8 protein-coding genes and 1 pseudogene are annotated in these 15,179 nt (G+C 73.7%); 3 read left to right on the forward strand and 6 right to left on the reverse strand.

Annotated elements, in window-relative coordinates; translation table 11 throughout:
• Positions 1-29: 29 nt before the first annotated feature.
• The 6 genes and pseudogenes from ACZ7G3_RS10465 to ACZ7G3_RS10490 all read right to left on the reverse strand — a co-directional run.
• Entirely contained in the window at positions 30-854 is an 825-nt protein-coding gene (locus tag ACZ7G3_RS10465; protein WP_470924663.1) for an HpcH/HpaI aldolase/citrate lyase family protein, read from the reverse strand.
• On the reverse strand, positions 851-2,083 hold the full coding sequence (locus ACZ7G3_RS10470; RefSeq protein WP_470924665.1) for a CaiB/BaiF CoA transferase family protein: 1,233 nt from the start codon (positions 2,081-2,083) through the stop codon (positions 851-853). Before ACZ7G3_RS10470 ends, ACZ7G3_RS10465 begins: the two co-directional genes overlap by 4 nt.
• Positions 2,065-3,438: an ADP-ribosylglycohydrolase family protein gene (locus tag ACZ7G3_RS10475; protein WP_470924667.1), complete on the reverse strand. Its 1,374-nt coding sequence runs from the start codon at positions 3,436-3,438 to the stop codon at positions 2,065-2,067. Before ACZ7G3_RS10475 ends, ACZ7G3_RS10470 begins: the two co-directional genes overlap by 19 nt.
• Positions 3,426-4,604, reverse strand: a complete 1,179-nt coding sequence (locus ACZ7G3_RS10480; RefSeq protein WP_470924669.1) for an ADP-ribosylglycohydrolase family protein — start codon at positions 4,602-4,604, stop codon at positions 3,426-3,428. Before ACZ7G3_RS10480 ends, ACZ7G3_RS10475 begins: the two co-directional genes overlap by 13 nt.
• Before the next feature lie 14 nt (positions 4,605-4,618).
• Positions 4,619-5,956, reverse strand: a complete 1,338-nt coding sequence (locus tag ACZ7G3_RS10485; protein ID WP_470924671.1) for an ADP-ribosylglycohydrolase family protein — start codon at positions 5,954-5,956, stop codon at positions 4,619-4,621.
• Between the two features lie 695 nt (positions 5,957-6,651).
• A pseudogene (locus ACZ7G3_RS10490) lies at positions 6,652-7,644 on the reverse strand (ADP-ribosylglycohydrolase family protein); the annotation flags it as partial.
• Between the two features lie 235 nt (positions 7,645-7,879).
• Here ACZ7G3_RS10490 and ACZ7G3_RS10495 point away from each other — a divergent pair.
• The 3 genes from ACZ7G3_RS10495 to ACZ7G3_RS10505 all read left to right on the forward strand — a co-directional run bounded on the left by ACZ7G3_RS10495 (position 7,880) and on the right by ACZ7G3_RS10505 (position 15,099).
• The gene (locus ACZ7G3_RS10495; protein ID WP_470924672.1) at positions 7,880-8,611 is read left to right on the forward strand and encodes a VIT1/CCC1 transporter family protein; all 732 of its coding nucleotides are present in this window, start codon (positions 7,880-7,882) and stop codon (positions 8,609-8,611) included.
• Positions 8,612-9,068: 457 nt separating this feature from the next.
• Complete coding sequence (gene gltB / locus ACZ7G3_RS10500; protein WP_470924952.1) at positions 9,069-13,643, forward strand: glutamate synthase large subunit; 4,575 nt, start codon at positions 9,069-9,071, stop codon at positions 13,641-13,643.
• The gene (locus tag ACZ7G3_RS10505; RefSeq protein ID WP_470924674.1) at positions 13,636-15,099 is read left to right on the forward strand and encodes a glutamate synthase subunit beta; all 1,464 of its coding nucleotides are present in this window, start codon (positions 13,636-13,638) and stop codon (positions 15,097-15,099) included. Before gltB ends, ACZ7G3_RS10505 begins: the two co-directional genes overlap by 8 nt.
• Positions 15,100-15,179: the final 80 nt, after the last annotated feature.

Below are 15,179 nucleotides of genomic sequence, written 5' to 3' on the forward strand. Positions count from 1 at the left end.
CGGAACTCTCCGGGCGCCCTCGGCGTGTGTCAGGACAGGGCGGGCCGCCGGGCCAGCGACAGGGTGCGCCGGGCCGTCGCCACCACCGCCGCGTCGACGAACCGTCCGTCCGGCAGCGCCAGCGCGCCCGGCTGAGCGGTGGCCGCCTTGACGATCGTCTCCGCCTCCTCCAGCTCCCGCTCGGTGGGCAGGTACGCCCGCTCGATGATCGGCAGCTGACGCGGGTGGATCGCGGCGCGCCCCAGGAAGCCCAGGGCCCGGCCGTGGGCGCAGGACGCCGCCAGGCCCTCGAGGTCCCGGGTGTCCGGATGCACCGTCTGGGCCGGCGGCGCCAGGCCGGCCGCCCGCGCGGCCACGACCACGCGCGAGCGCGACCAGTCCAGCCCGGCGTCACCGCGTACGCCGAGGTCGGCGCGGAGGTCCGCCTCGCCGAGGGCGATGCCGCGCAGCGACGGATGGGCGCCGGCGACGAGGTACGCCCGCTCCACGCCGAGGGCCGATTCGAGAAGGGCGTACAACGGGGGCCCGCCGGTGGCCGCCGCGACGCCGGTGATCTGCTCGGGGGACGTCACCTTGGGCAGCCGCAGCCCGGACAGCCCGGGCAGCGCGGCCAGCGCCGCCAGGTCCGCCGCGGCGAGCGGCCCGTCCAGGGCGTTGACGCGGACGTGGACCGGCACCGGCTGCGGCTCGGTGAGCAGCTCGGCGGTGGCCTCGCGGGCGTAGGCCTTGCGGTCCGGGGCGACCGCGTCCTCCAGGTCGACCACGACGACGTCGGCCCCGGCGGCCAGCGCCTTGGCGACCACCCGGGGCCGGTCCCCGGGGGCGTACAACCAGGTCAGCGGGGGTGCGGTCATACGACGCCCTCCTCGCGCAGCTCCTTCACGTCCGCCGGGGTGAGGCCCAGCTCGGTCAGCACCTCCTCGGTGTCGGCGCCGTGCGGGCGGCCCGCCCAGCGGATCGCGCCGGGGGTCGCGGAGAGCCGGAAGAGGACGTTCTGCATGCGCAGCGGGCCCAGCTCGGGATCGTCGACGGTGGTGACGGTGTCGAGCGCCCGGTACTGCGGGTCGGCCATCACGTCCCGTACGTCCTGGACCGGGGCGACCGCCGCCTCGGCCTTCTCGAAGGCGGCGAGCACGTCGGCGCGGCTGTGCCGGGCGATCCAGTCGCCGACCGCCGCGTCGAGCACGTCGGCGTGCCGGGCCCGGTCCGCGCCCGACGCGAACCAGGGCTCGTCGATCAGCTCCGGGCGCCCCACCAGGCGCATCACGCGTTCGGCGACCGACTGGGCCGAGGTGGAGACGGCGACCCAGGTGCCGTCGGCGGTGCGGTAGGTGTTGCGCGGGGCGTTGTTCTGCGAGCGGTTGCCGGTGCGCGGCTGGACGTGGCCGAGCTGGTCGTACCAGGTGGGCTGCGGGCCCAGCACGGTCAGGATCGGCTCGATGATCGCCATGTCGACGACCTGGCCCTCGCCGGTGCGCTCGCGGGCGGCCAGCGCGGTCATCACGGCGTACGCCGTCGCCAGGGCGGCGATCGAGTCGGCGAGGCCGAACGGCGGCAGCGTAGGCGGGGCGTCCGGCTCGCCGGTCATCGCGGCGAAGCCGCTCATGGCCTCGGCGAGCGTGCCGAACCCGGGGCGGCGCGCGTACGGGCCGAACTGGCCGAAGCCGGTGACGCGGGTGAGGACCAGGCGGGGGTTGACGGCGGACAGCTCGTCCCAGCCCAGGTCCCACTTCTCCAGGGTGCCCGGCCGGAAGTTCTCGATGACGACGTCCGCGGTCGCGGCGAGGCGGAGGAGGGTGGTGCGGCCGGCGGGCCTGGACAGGTTCAGGGTGATCGTGCGCTTGTTGCGGCCCAGCAGTTTCCACCACAGGCCGATGCCGTCCTTGGAGGGGCCGTGGCCCCGGGAGGGGTCGGGCCGGTCGGGGTGTTCGACCTTGACGACCTCGGCGCCGAAGTCGCCGAGCATGGTAGCGGCGAGCGGGCCCGCGAAGAGGGTGGCGAGGTCGAGGACGCGCAGACCGGCCAGCGGGGAGGCCGGGGGAGCGGGGGAGGCGGGGGCAGAGGTCACGAGGGGCTGGGGCATGGGCGGGTGGCCTCCCGGTGGGTGAGGTGGGCGAGGGTGTCGAAGCCGGTGCCGTCGAAGCCGCCGACCGAGGTGGCCAGGCGGTTCTTCAGCGGGGCCGTCCAGTGCTCGGGCAGGGCGGCGGGGGAACCGGCGAGCAGGCCGGCGACGCTGCCGGCGGTGGCGCCGTTGGAGTCGGTGTCCCAGCCGCCGGACACGGCACGGGAGACCGAGCCGGTGAAGTCGCCGTCCGCGTGGGTGAGGGCGGCGGCGATCAGGGCCGTGTTGGGGACGGCGTGGACCCAGTGGTGGGTGGGGGAGTGGAGGGCGTGGAGCGCGTCCACGACCGTGTCGAAGTCGGTGTGCGTCCCGGCGAGGTGGACGGCGTGGCGGACGGCTGCCGCGAGGCGGGAGCCGGGCGGTACGACCGCGAGGCCCGCGCGCAAGCAGGCGTGGACGTCGTGGGCGCCGGTCGCGGCGGTGGCGATGACGGCCGCCGCGAACATCGCCGCGTAGACGCCGTTGGCCGTGTGGGTGAGGGTCGCGTCCCGGTGGGCCTGCGCGGCCGCCGCGGCCGGGTCGCCCGGGTTGGTCCAGCCGTGCACGTCGGCGCGGATCAGGGCGCCGATCCACTCGCGGAACGGGTTGCGGTGGCGGGCGGTGTGCGGGGGTTCGAGGCCGCAGAGCAGGTTGCGGTAGGCGACGCGCTCGGCGGTGAAGGCGCGGCCGGCGGGGAGTTCGTCGAGCCAGAGGCGGGCCACGTCGGCGGTGGTGAAGGCCCTGCCGTGGCGTTGCAGGAGCAGCAGGCCCAGGAGGGGGTGGTTGAGGTCGTCGTCCTCGGGCATTCCGTCGATGTTCTCGGCCAGGGACGTGGGCGCCGAGCGGCGGTTCCAGGGGTGGGCGGCGAGGAGGTCCGCGGGGACGCCCCGGGCGGTGAAGTAGGCGGTCGGGGGCCAGTTGCCGACGGCCCGGGCGAGCAGGCGGATGCCGGTCAGGGGGAGTTTCTCGACGGGTTTGCCCAGCAGGCAGCCGGCCGCCCGGCCGAGCCAGGCGGCTTCCAGGCGGGCGGGGGACACGGGTGCGGGGCGGGGTGCGGGCCAGTCGGGGCACAGTGCCTTGATCCGGTCGAGGTCCGTCGGTTCCTGCTCGGCCGACGGACTCGGCAGGTCGGCCAGTTCGTCCAGGAGGTCCTTCGCCAGGAGGCGGAGGTAGGGCGAGGCCGGCCGGGCGGAGGCGCCCGCCCGGGACGGGGCCTCGCAGCCGCCCGCCGCCCGCCAGCGGGCCGCGACCGCCGACGGGTTGCGGCCGTCCAGCCGCGCCTGGCGCAGCTCGTGGCCGATCAGGTCCTCGGGCTGGACCCAGGTCAGTCGGAGCATCCCGCGCCCCCGATCGCCTCGAACGCCTCCTCGTGCGCGCGGCGGCGCGTCACGTCGCGCTCGAAGACCTCCCGCGCGACCTCGGTGAGTGTCGCCGCCGGCGCCCACAGGTCCAGCCGGCTCGCCTCCGCGACCGTCTTCGCCCAGTCCTCCGGGACCGGTGAGCCCAGCGCCCCGGCCAGCGCGCCGGCCATCGTGGCGATGGAGTCGCAGTCCCGGCCGTAGTTCACCGCGCCGAGGACCGCGTGCCGGTAGTCGCCGCGGGAGACGAGCAGCATGCCGAGGGCGACGGGCAGTTCCTCGATCGCGTGCAGCCGGGACGGGCGCCGGGCACCGAGCGAGGGCGCGCGGTAGTCGGCGCCCACCGTGTCGTACGGGGCCACCGCCTCCCGCAGCGGCACGAGCGCCGACTCGAAGTCCGTGTACCGCGAGGCCGCTTCGCAGACCGCCTCGATCGCCGCCCGGGTGCCGTCCTTGGCCAGCGACAGACAGGCGGCCACCACCGACTCGGGCGTCGCCCCGGGCAGGCAGGCCGCGGCCACCGCCGCCGCGAGGACACCGGCCGCCTCCCGGCCGTACGACGACTGGTGCGCGCCCGCGACGTCCAGCGCCTCGGCGTAGGCGCCCGCCGGGTTGCCCGCGTTGACCAGGCCGACCGGGGCCATGTACATCGCGGCACCGCAGTTGACGATGTTGCCGGTGCCCGCCTCGCGCGGGTCCACGTGGCCGTAGTGGATCCTCGCCACCAGCCACTTCTCCGCCAGGAAGATCCGCTGGAGCGGGAGGGCCTCCGCCTCCAGTTCCGGAATCCAGCGCGGGGTGGACACCAGGTCCGGGACCAGGTGCTCGGCGACCGCGTAGGCGTCGAGGTGGTCGCGGACCGTGTCGTACACCCGTACCAGGGCGTGGGTCATCAGGGTGTCGTCGGTGATGTGTCCATCGCCCTTGTGGTACGGGGCGATGGGGCGGGCGGTGCGCCAGGCGTCGCCGTTCCAGGGGCCGACGACGCCGTGGACGCGGCCGCCGTGGCGTTCGAGGATCTGCTCGGGGGAGTAGCCCTCGACCGGGCCGCCGAGCGCGTCGCCGACGGCCGCGCCGACGAGGGCGCCGGTGACACGCTCCTCCAGGGACGGCGTGCCGCTTTCCGCTGTTCCGGATGTCCTCATGTCGTGTCGCGTCCTCATGTCGTGTCGCGTTCTTCGCGTTCTTCGCGTTCTTCGCGCTCTTCGTGTCTGTCGCGGCCTTCCGGGCGTTCTCGTGGTTCTCGCCGGGACGGTTGCGTGGCGTGCAGGAGTCCGGCGAGTTCGACCAGGTCGGTGCCGGTGAGGCGGGGCAGTACGCAGCCGGGGAGCGTGCGGCAGGCCTCCCGCCAGGACGCGGGGACCGACGTGCCGCCGCCCAGCGCGCCGGTGAGGGCGCCGGCCAGTGCGGGAGCGGAGTCCGCGACCCTGGAGAGACAGGCCGCAGCCGGTACGGCCTCCGCGACGCGGCCCCGGGCGGCGGTGGCCAGGGCGAGGGCGACCGGGACGGTCTCGGCGGCGGCGATGCCGTAGCTGTAGACGTGGTCGACGATTCTGTGCTCCAGCAGCGGTACGAGCGCGAAGGTGCTTTCGGCGTCCGCCGCCAGGGCCAGGGCCAGACGGGCGTTGCGGCCGATCTCCGTCTCCTCGGGAAGTTCGTCGAGCGCGGCCGTCACACAGGTGCGTACGCCGGCGCCGTCGAGGGCGCAGGCCAGTGCCGCGGCCATGGCGCGGGCGCCGTGCACGCCGTCGCCGTCCTGGGTGTAGCGGGCGTCGAACTCGGCGAGGTCGGCGGCGAGCCGCGGGGCGCCGGGGTGGGCGACGGCGAGGACGCAGGCGCGGACGCAGGCGGCGTCGTCGAAGTAGTGCGGGTTGTCGTGGCCGGTGGCGGGCGGGCGCAGGCCGGTGGCGAGGTTGCCGAGCCCGGCCCGTACCGAGATGCGGGCCCGCAGCGGCAGCACCGCCGACTCGACCTCGGGGGCGCGGTCCGCCGCCGCGGCCACCTCGCTGGCGACGGCGTTCCAGGTCAGGTCGATCGCGGCCCGCATCCGCCGCTCCCGGCTGAGGTCGCCGAGCGCGCTGTCGTCCCCGGCCCGCAGCACCGCTTCCGCGGCGAACGCGGCCCACTCGGCGTCGTCGGAGGGGCCGAGGCGGAGCGGTTCCGGGGGCTGGTTGAGGGCGATGGGGACGGGGAGGGTGGTGGTCGCGTTCTGCTCGGCGAAGGTGTCCAGCTCGCGGGTGAGGCGGCGCGTCCACTCGGGCATCCGGGCGGCCCGGTGCCGGGCGGCGGGCCAGCCGGCGGCGTCCCCCGCCGCGAGTCCGAGGAGGAGGCCCTCGATGCGGTCGGGCCCCGGTGTCGTGCGGGCCGGCGTGGCGGGCCCGGGCTCGGGTCCCGGCCGGTGCCCGCTCCCGGCGGGCGCCGACCGCTCCGGCGCGCCGGGCGGGGCGACGTACGCGGTGGTGGCCGGTTCCTCACCGGAGGCACGGGACCTGCTCACGGCCGCACCCCCGCCGCCGCGTCGCCGTACGGCACGGGCGCGGACCTTGCGGGCCCCGCGTGCTGTGGGCACTCCGGGTGCCCGGGGTTCTCTGGGTGCTCTGGGTGCTCTGGGTGCTCTGGGGAGTCTGCTGCCTGCGGTACGGCTGCGCCGTGCGGGGCCGGGCGCCGGTCCGCTGCGGCGAGGGTGTCGTTCCGTACGGAGTCGCCGTGCTCCGCGGACGCGCCGCCCGGTACCGGTGCGAGCCGGTCGTCGGGTGCGGGCTCCCGCCCCTGCTTCGCCACCGGTCCCCGTCCGAGCGCCGGACTGGCGGGCCCCGGTACGGAACCGTCGGCGGGCTCCGGTACGGAATCGTTGGCGGGCTCCGGTGCGCAACCGTCGGCGGGCTCCGGTACGGGACCGGTGCGTCGTGCGGCGTGCTCGCCCGGGGCAGGGGCGTCGCGGGGGCGGGGGCTCCCGCCCCGTGGGCCGTCCCAGGTCCGGGCGGTGCGTGAGCGGTCCTCCCGGTCCTCCGCGCCCCGCGTCTCAGCGCCCCGCGTCTCCGCGCCCCGCGTCTCCGCGCCCCGCGTCTCCGCGCCCCGCGTCTCCGCGCCCCGCGTCTCCGCGCCCCGCGTCTCCGCGCCCCGCGTCTCAGCGCCCCGCGTCTCCGCGCCCCGCGTCTCAGCGCCCCGCGTCTCCGCGCCCCGCGTCTCCGCGCCCCGCGTCAGCAGGTCGGCCACCTCCAGCACATGGTGGCCCGCCATCGCCGGCAGGCAGCTGCCGCGGGCCGGACCGATGGCCGCCGCCCACTCGGCCGGGATCGCGGCGGCGCCCCGGGAGGCGCCGGCCAGGGCGCCGGCCACCGCCGCCGTGGTGTCGGCGTCGCGGCCCATGTTGACGGCCGTCAGCACGGCGTCCGTGAAGTCGCCGTCGGCCGCCGCGTACGCGCCGAAGGCGAGGGCGACCGCCTCGGGGGCCAGGTCGGTCCACGGGTAGCCGCCGATGACCACGGCGGAGCGGACGGCGCGTTCGCCGAGGTGGGCCGCCGTCATCGCGCGGCGCAGGCAGCGGGCCGTCCACGAGTCGTCCGGGACGACGGCCAGGGCGGAGGCCACGACCGCGACGGTCGGTGCCCCCGCCATCGCAGCCGCGACACCCGCCGCCACCGCCTGGCCGCCGTAGATGCCCTCGCCGTCGTGGCTGACCGAGCCGTCGATCGCCACCAGCCGGGCCGCCTCGGCGGGCCGTCCCGCCGCGAACACTCCGTGGGGCGCGGCGCGCATGGCCAGTCCGTCGCTCCAGGCGTGGCGGTGCTGGGCGGAGACGGGGGCGGCCAGGCCGCGGCGCAGGTTCTCCAGGGTGCCGCGTTCGCTGAAGCCCGCGCCCCGGAACGGGCCCTCCTCCCGGTCCGCGATCCACTCGTGCCAGGCCGTCTCGACATGGCCGGGGGTGAGCGCGGAGCCGTACCGGGCCAGCAGCAGGCCGGAGAAGATCGCGTACTCGGTGTCGTCGGTGCCGGCCGGCTTCTCGGCCACGTATCCCGTGATCCGTCCCCAGCGGGCGCGGATCTCGGAGGGCAGCATGTTCTCGGCCGGCGCCCCGAGGGCGTCCCCGACGGCCAGCCCGAGCAGTGCGCCCCGGGCCCGTTCGCGGAGTCCGACGGCGTCCCCGGGCGCGGGGGCCGGGGGAATACAGGCGGTGGATGCCATGCGGCCTCTCCTCTCCCTTTGCTGATGTGTCCCCGGTGGGGCGCGTCGCGCAGCCTCACAGGCCTCAGCGTCACCCGGTCGGTCATATGTGCAGGCAAGATCACGTATGAGCGCAGGAAGGTAAACCCGCAGGTAAGCCCAGCCTTTCCTTGCTGGCGACGCGGAAATGACGGGCGTAGATTGAGTGTTGTCGAGAAATAGAACGTGTCCAAACTAGCTTCCCGGGGGAACCCGCATGGCCATCATCGAGACCGAGGCGCCGCTGCACGAGGCGCACCGCGACAACCACACGCACCGCGACGTGAACGGCGGCTGGCTGCGCCCCGCCGTCTTCGGCGCGATGGACGGCCTGGTCTCCAACCTCGCCCTGATGACCGGTGTCGCGGGCGGCGCGGCCGGTCAGCACACCGTCGTGCTGAGCGGACTGGCCGGACTGGCCGCCGGCGCCTTCTCCATGGCCGCCGGCGAGTACACCTCCGTCGCCTCGCAGCGCGAGCTCGTCGAGGCCGAGCTGGACGTGGAGCGCCAGGAGCTGAGGAAGCACCCCGCGGACGAGGAGGCCGAGCTCGCCGCGCTCTACGAGGCCCGCGGCGTCGAGACCGGCCTCGCCCGCGAGGTGGCCCGTCAGCTGTCCCGCGACCCCGAGCAGGCCCTGGAGATACACGCCCGCGAGGAACTGGGCATCGACCCCTCCGACCTGCCGTCGCCGCTGGTCGCGGCCGTTTCGTCGTTCGGGTCCTTCGCGCTGGGCGCCCTGCTCCCCGTCCTGCCGTTCCTGCTCGGCGCCAGTGCGCTGTGGCCGGCGGTGGTGCTCGCGCTGGCCGGACTGTTCCTGTGCGGCGCGGTGGTCGCCAAGGTCACGGCACGCAGCTGGTGGTACAGCGGACTGCGGCAGCTCGCACTCGGTGGCGCGGCGGCCGGTGTGACGTACGCCCTGGGCAGCCTGTTCGGGACAGCCGTAGGATAGCGCGGCTTGAACTTATGCGACGGACCGCATAAGTAGCCGTTACGCGCGGGTTTCGAGTGCGTGATCCCCGGGCATGAGCCGTAAGCGCTGTAGGCAATGAGGCCTGCCGCACACCCGCGGAGTGAGCGACGACGCTCCCTCCGCGCCCTCGGGCCGACGGACATCGATCTGTCCGCCACGGTCCCCACAGCCTCCACCGCCGGGTGCGGAACCCCCGCCGCATCCCCCGGTGTCCGCATGTTGGAACGGATTATCCCGCTGTCCGAGAACCGCTCCATCATGTAACCTGCATCAAATTTTGCACTCACGCAGAGGGCCAACGTCGTCCCTCGGCACTTGCTCCCCCAGAGCCTCAAGGGCCTGGGAGGTCCCCAGCCAGATGACGACGACGGGAGAGCCGATGCGTACGCCGCGCCAGCCGTCCCAGCACTCCGCGAGTGGCCAGAACCGGTCCTTCATGGATGCTCGCCCTGCCGCGCAGGGCATGTACGACCCCCGCAACGAGCACGACGCCTGCGGCGTCGGATTCGTCGCCACCCTCACCGGCGAGGCGTCCCACACCCTGGTCGACCAGGCGCTCACCGTGCTGCGCAACCTGGAGCACCGGGGAGCCACCGGCTCCGAGCCCGACTCGGGCGACGGCGCGGGCATCCTCTCCCAGGTGCCGGACGCCTTCTTCCGCGAGGTGGCCGGATTCGAACTGCCCGAGGCCGGGGCGTACGCCGTCGGCATCGCCTTCCTCCCCGTGGACGGCACCGAGGACGCCGTCTCGCGGATCGAGACCATCGCGACCGAGGAGGGCCTCACCGTCCTCGGCTGGCGCGAGGTCCCGGTCGCCCCGCAGATGCTCGGCGCCACCGCCCGTTCGACCATGCCGGTCTTCCGCCAGATCTTCGTGACTGGGGGCACCTCCCGGACGGAGTCTGGGGGAGGCACGTCGCAGGGCATCGCCCTCGACCGCCACGCCTTCGCGCTGCGCAAGCGCGCCGAGCGCGAGGCCGACGTCTACTTCCCGTCGCTGTCCGCGCGGACCATCGTCTACAAGGGCATGCTGACCACCGGCCAGCTGGAGCCCTTCTTTCCGGACCTGTCCGACCGCCGCTTCGCCTCCGCGATCGCGCTCGTGCACTCCCGGTTCTCGACGAACACCTTCCCGGCCTGGCCCCTCGCCCACCCGTACCGCTTCGTCGCGCACAACGGCGAGATCAACACGGTCAAGGGCAACCGCAACTGGATGGTCGCCCGCGAGTCCCAGCTCGCCTCCGACCTGTTCGGCTCGTCCGCGGACCTGGAGCGGCTCTTCCCGATCTGCACGCCGGACGCCTCGGACTCCGCCTCCTTCGACGAGGTCCTGGAGCTGCTGCACCTCGGCGGGCGCTCGCTGCCGCACTCCGTGCTGATGATGATCCCGGAGGCGTGGGAGAACCACGAGTCCATGAACATCAAGGACTCGGCCCGGCGCGCCTTCTACCAGTTCCACTCCACGATGATGGAGCCCTGGGACGGCCCCGCCTGCGTCACCTTCACCGACGGCACCCAGGTCGGCGCCGTCCTCGACCGCAACGGCCTGCGCCCCGGCCGCTACTGGGTCACCGACGACGGCCTCGTCGTCCTCGGCTCCGAGGTCGGCGTCCTCGACATCGACCCCGCGAAGGTCGTCCGCAAGGGCCGCCTCCAGCCCGGCCGCATGTTCCTCGTGGACACCGCCGAGCACCGCATCATCGAGGACGACGAGATCAAGGCCCGGCTCGCCGCCGAGCAGCCGTACGCCGAGTGGATCGAGGCCGGCGAGATCGAGCTGTCCGACCTGCCCGAGCGCGAGCACATCGTGCACACCCACGCCTCGGTCACCCGCCGCCAGCAGACCTTCGGGTACACCGAGGAGGAGCTGCGCGTCATCCTCGCGCCGATGGCCAAGGCCGGGGCCGAGCCGATCGGCTCCATGGGCACCGACTCGCCGATCGCCGCGCTCTCCGAGCGCCCCCGGCTGCTCTTCGACTACTTCACCCAGCTGTTCGCGCAGGTCACCAACCCGCCTCTGGACGCCATCCGCGAGGAACTGGTCACCTCCCTGCGCTCCTCGCTGGGCCCGCAGGGCAACCTGCTGGAGCCGTCGGCCGCCTCCTGCCGCAGCGTCCTGCTGCCGTTCCCGGTGATCGACAACGACGAGCTGGCCAAGCTCATCCACATCAACGCCGACGGCGACATGCCCGGCTTCAAGGCCGCGACCCTCTCCGGCCTCTACCGGGTGCACGGCGGCGGCGACGCGCTCGCCGCGCGCATAGAGGAGATCTGCGCCGAGGCCGACGCCGCCATCGAGAACGGCGCCCGGCTCATCGTCCTGTCCGACCGCCACTCGGACGCCGAGCACGCGCCGATCCCGTCGCTGCTGCTCACCGCGGCCGTCCACCACCACCTCATCCGCACCAAGCAGCGCACCCAGGTGGGTCTGCTGGTCGAGGCCGGCGACGTCCGCGAGGTCCACCACGTCGCCCTGCTCATCGGCTACGGCGCCGCCGCCGTCAACCCGTACCTGGCCATGGAGTCCGTCGAGGACCTGGTCCGCGCGGGCACCTTCCTGCCCGGCGCCGAGCCCGAGCAGGCCATCCGCAACCTGATCTACGCCCTCGGCAAGGGCGTCCTCAAGGTCATGTCCAAGATGGGCATCTCCACCGTCGCCTCCTACCGCGGCGCCCAGGTCTTCGAGGCCGTCGGCCTGGACGAGGCCTTCGTCGAGAAGTACTTCAACGGCACCGCCACCAAGATCGGCGGCGTCGGCATCGACGTGATCGCCAAGGAGGTCGCCGCCCGCCACGCCAAGGCCTACCCGGCCAGCGGCATCGCGCCCGCCCACCGCGCCCTCGACATCGGCGGCGAGTACCAGTGGCGCCGCGAGGGCGAGCCGCACCTGTTCGACCCGGAGACGGTCTTCCGCCTCCAGCACTCCACGCGCTCCGGCAAGTACGACATCTTCAAGAAGTACACCGAGCGCGTGAACGAGCAGTCCGAGCGCCTGATGACGCTGCGCGGCCTGTTCGGTTTCAAGAGCGACCGGCAGCCGATCCCGATCGACGAGGTCGAGCCCGTCTCCGAGATCGTCAAGCGCTTCTCCACCGGCGCCATGTCGTACGGCTCCATCTCCCAGGAGGCGCACGAGACCCTCGCCATCGCCATGAACCAGCTGGGCGGCAAGTCCAACACCGGTGAGGGCGGCGAGGACCCGGAGCGCCTGTACGACCCGGCGCGCCGCTCCTCGATCAAGCAGGTCGCCTCCGGCCGCTTCGGCGTCACCTCCGAGTACCTGGTCAACGCCGACGACATCCAGATCAAGATGGCCCAGGGCGCCAAGCCCGGCGAGGGCGGCCAGCTGCCCGGCCACAAGGTGTACCCGTGGGTCGCCAAGACGCGTCACTCGACGCCCGGCGTGGGCCTGATCTCCCCGCCGCCGCACCACGACATCTACTCCATCGAGGACCTGGCCCAGCTGATCCACGACCTGAAGAACGCGAACCCGCAGGCGCGGATTCACGTCAAGCTGGTCTCCGAGGTCGGCGTCGGCACGGTCGCGGCGGGTGTGTCGAAGGCGCACGCGGACGTCGTCCTCATCTCCGGCCACGACGGCGGCACGGGCGCCTCCCCGCTCACGTCGCTCAAGCACGCGGGCGGCCCCTGGGAGCTCGGCCTCGCCGAGACCCAGCAGACCCTGCTGCTCAACGGCCTGCGCGACCGGATCGTCGTCCAGACCGACGGCCAGCTCAAGACCGGCCGCGACGTCGTCATCGCCGCGCTCCTCGGCGCCGAGGAGTTCGGTTTCGCGACCGCGCCGCTCGTCGTCTCCGGCTGCGTCATGATGCGCGTCTGCCACCTCGACACCTGCCCGGTCGGCATCGCCACCCAGAACCCGGTGCTCCGCGACCGGTTCTCCGGCAAGGCCGAGTACATCGTCAACTTCTTCAGGTTCATCGCCGAAGAGGTCCGCGAGATCCTCGCCGAGCTGGGCTTCCGCTCCATCGAGGAGGCCGTCGGCCACGCCGAGACCCTCGACGTCACCCGCGCCGTCCACCACTGGAAGGCGCAGGGCCTCGACCTGGAGCCGCTGTTCCACGTGCCCGCGCTGCCCGAGGGCGCGGCGCGCCACCAGACGGCCGTCCAGGACCACGGCCTGGAGAAGGCGCTCGACAACCAGCTCATCAAGCTCGCCTCCGACGCCCTGGGCGCCTCGGACGCGACCGACGCCGCCCCCGTGCGCGCCCAGGTCGCCATCCGCAACATCAACCGCACGGTCGGCACCATGCTCGGCCACGAGGTCACGAAGAAGTTCGGCGGCGCGGGCCTGCCCGACGACACCGTCGACATCACCTTCACCGGCTCCGCCGGCCAGTCCTTCGGCGCCTTCGTCCCGCGCGGCATCACGCTGCGCCTGGAGGGCGACGCCAACGACTACGTCGGCAAGGGCCTCTCCGGCGGCCGGATCGTCGTCCGCCCCGACCGGGGCGCCGACCACCTCGCCGAGTACTCCACCATCGCCGGCAACACCATCGGCTACGGCGCCACGGGCGGCGAGATGTTCCTGCGCGGCAAGGTCGGCGAGCGCTTCTGCGTCCGCAACTCCGGCGCGCTGGTCGTCTCCGAGGGCGTCGGCGACCACGGCTGCGAGTACATGACCGGCGGCCACGCGGTCGTCCTCGGCGAGACCGGACGCAACTTCGCGGCCGGCATGTCCGGCGGCATCGCCTACGTCATCGACCTGGACCGCGACAACGTCAACGCCGGCAACGTGAACGCCGTCGAGGCACTGGACGACACCGACCGCGCGTGGCTGCACGACGTCGTGCGCCGGCACCGGGAGGAGACGGGCTCGACCGTCGCCGAGAAGCTGCTCGCCGAGTGGCCCACCGCCGTGGAGCGCTTCAGCAAGATCATCCCCAGTACGTACAAGGCAGTGCTCGCCGCCAAGGACGCCGCCGAGCGAGCCGGTCTCTCCGAGACCGAGACCACCGAGAAGATGATGGAGGCGGCGACCAATGGCTGATCCCAAGGGCTTCCTGAACCACGGACGCGAGGTCGCCCAGACCCGCCCCGTCGACGAGCGCGTCAAGGACTGGAACGAGGTCTACGTCCCCGGCTCCCTGCTGCCGATCATCAGCAAGCAGGCCAGCCGCTGCATGGACTGCGGCATCCCGTTCTGCCACAACGGCTGCCCGCTCGGGAACCTGATCCCCGAGTGGAACGACTACGCCTACCGCGAGGACTGGCAGGCCGCGCAGGAGCGCCTGCACGCCACCAACAACTTCCCGGAGTTCACCGGCCGCCTGTGCCCGGCCCCGTGCGAGTCGGCGTGCGTGCTCGGCATCAACCAGCCGCCGGTCACCATCAAGAACGTCGAGGTCTCGATCATCGACAAGGCGTGGGAGACCGGGGACGTCGCCCCGCAGATCCCCGAGCGCCTGTCCGGCAAGACCGTCGCCGTCATCGGCTCCGGCCCGGCCGGCCTCGCCGCCGCCCAGCAGCTCACCCGGGCCGGCCACACCGTCGCCGTCTACGAGCGCGCGGACCGCATCGGAGGCCTCCTCCGCTACGGCATCCCCGAGTTCAAGATGGAGAAGCGGCACATCAACCGCCGCATCGAGCAGATGCGCGCGGAGGGCACCCGCTTCCGCACCGGCGTCGAGATCGGCCGCGACCTCAAGGCGACCGACCTCAGGAAGCGCTACGACGCCGTCGTCATCGCCGCCGGCGCCACCACCGCCCGCGACCTGCCGGTCCCCGGCCGCGAACTCAAGGGCATCCACCAGGCCATGGAGTACCTCCCCCTGGCCAACAAGGTCCAGGAGGGCGACTACGTGGCGCCCCCGATCACCGCCGAGGGCAAGCACGTCGTCGTCATCGGCGGCGGCGACACCGGCGCCGACTGCGTGGGCACCGCCCACCGCCAGGGCGCGGCCTCCGTCACCCAGCTGGAGATCATGCCCCGCCCGGGCGAGGAGCGGAACCCGGTCTCCCAGCCGTGGCCGACCTTCCCGATGCTCTACAAGGTCACCAGCGCCCACGAGGAGGGCGGCGAGCGGGTCTACGCCGTCTCCACCACCCACTTCGAGGGCGACGCGGACGGCAACGTCCAGTGGCTGCACATGAGCGAGGTCGAGTTCATCGACGGCAAGCTCACCCCCAAGCCGGGCACCGAGCGGAAGATCCCGGCCCAGCTGGTCACCCTCGCCATGGGCTTCACCGGCACCGACCGGGAGAACGGACTGGTCGACCAGTTCGGCCTGGAGCTCGACGCACGGGGTAACATCGCCCGGGACGCCGACTTCCAGACCAACGTGCCGGGTGTGTTCGTCGCCGGTGACGCCGGCCGCGGCCAGTCGCTCATCGTCTGGGCGATCGCGGAGGGCCGCTCCGCCGCCCGCGGCGCCGACCGCTTCCTGACCGGAGCCAGCGAACTGCCGGCCCCGATCCGCCCGACGGACCGCGCCCTCGCGGTCTGACGGACGGAAACAACCGAAGAACGTCCCGCACAAAGGCGTGCGGAACACTGATGGCGCCTGCCCCGTCCCCGACCGGACAA

This window comes from Streptomyces sp. NPDC037271, assembly GCF_055603605.1.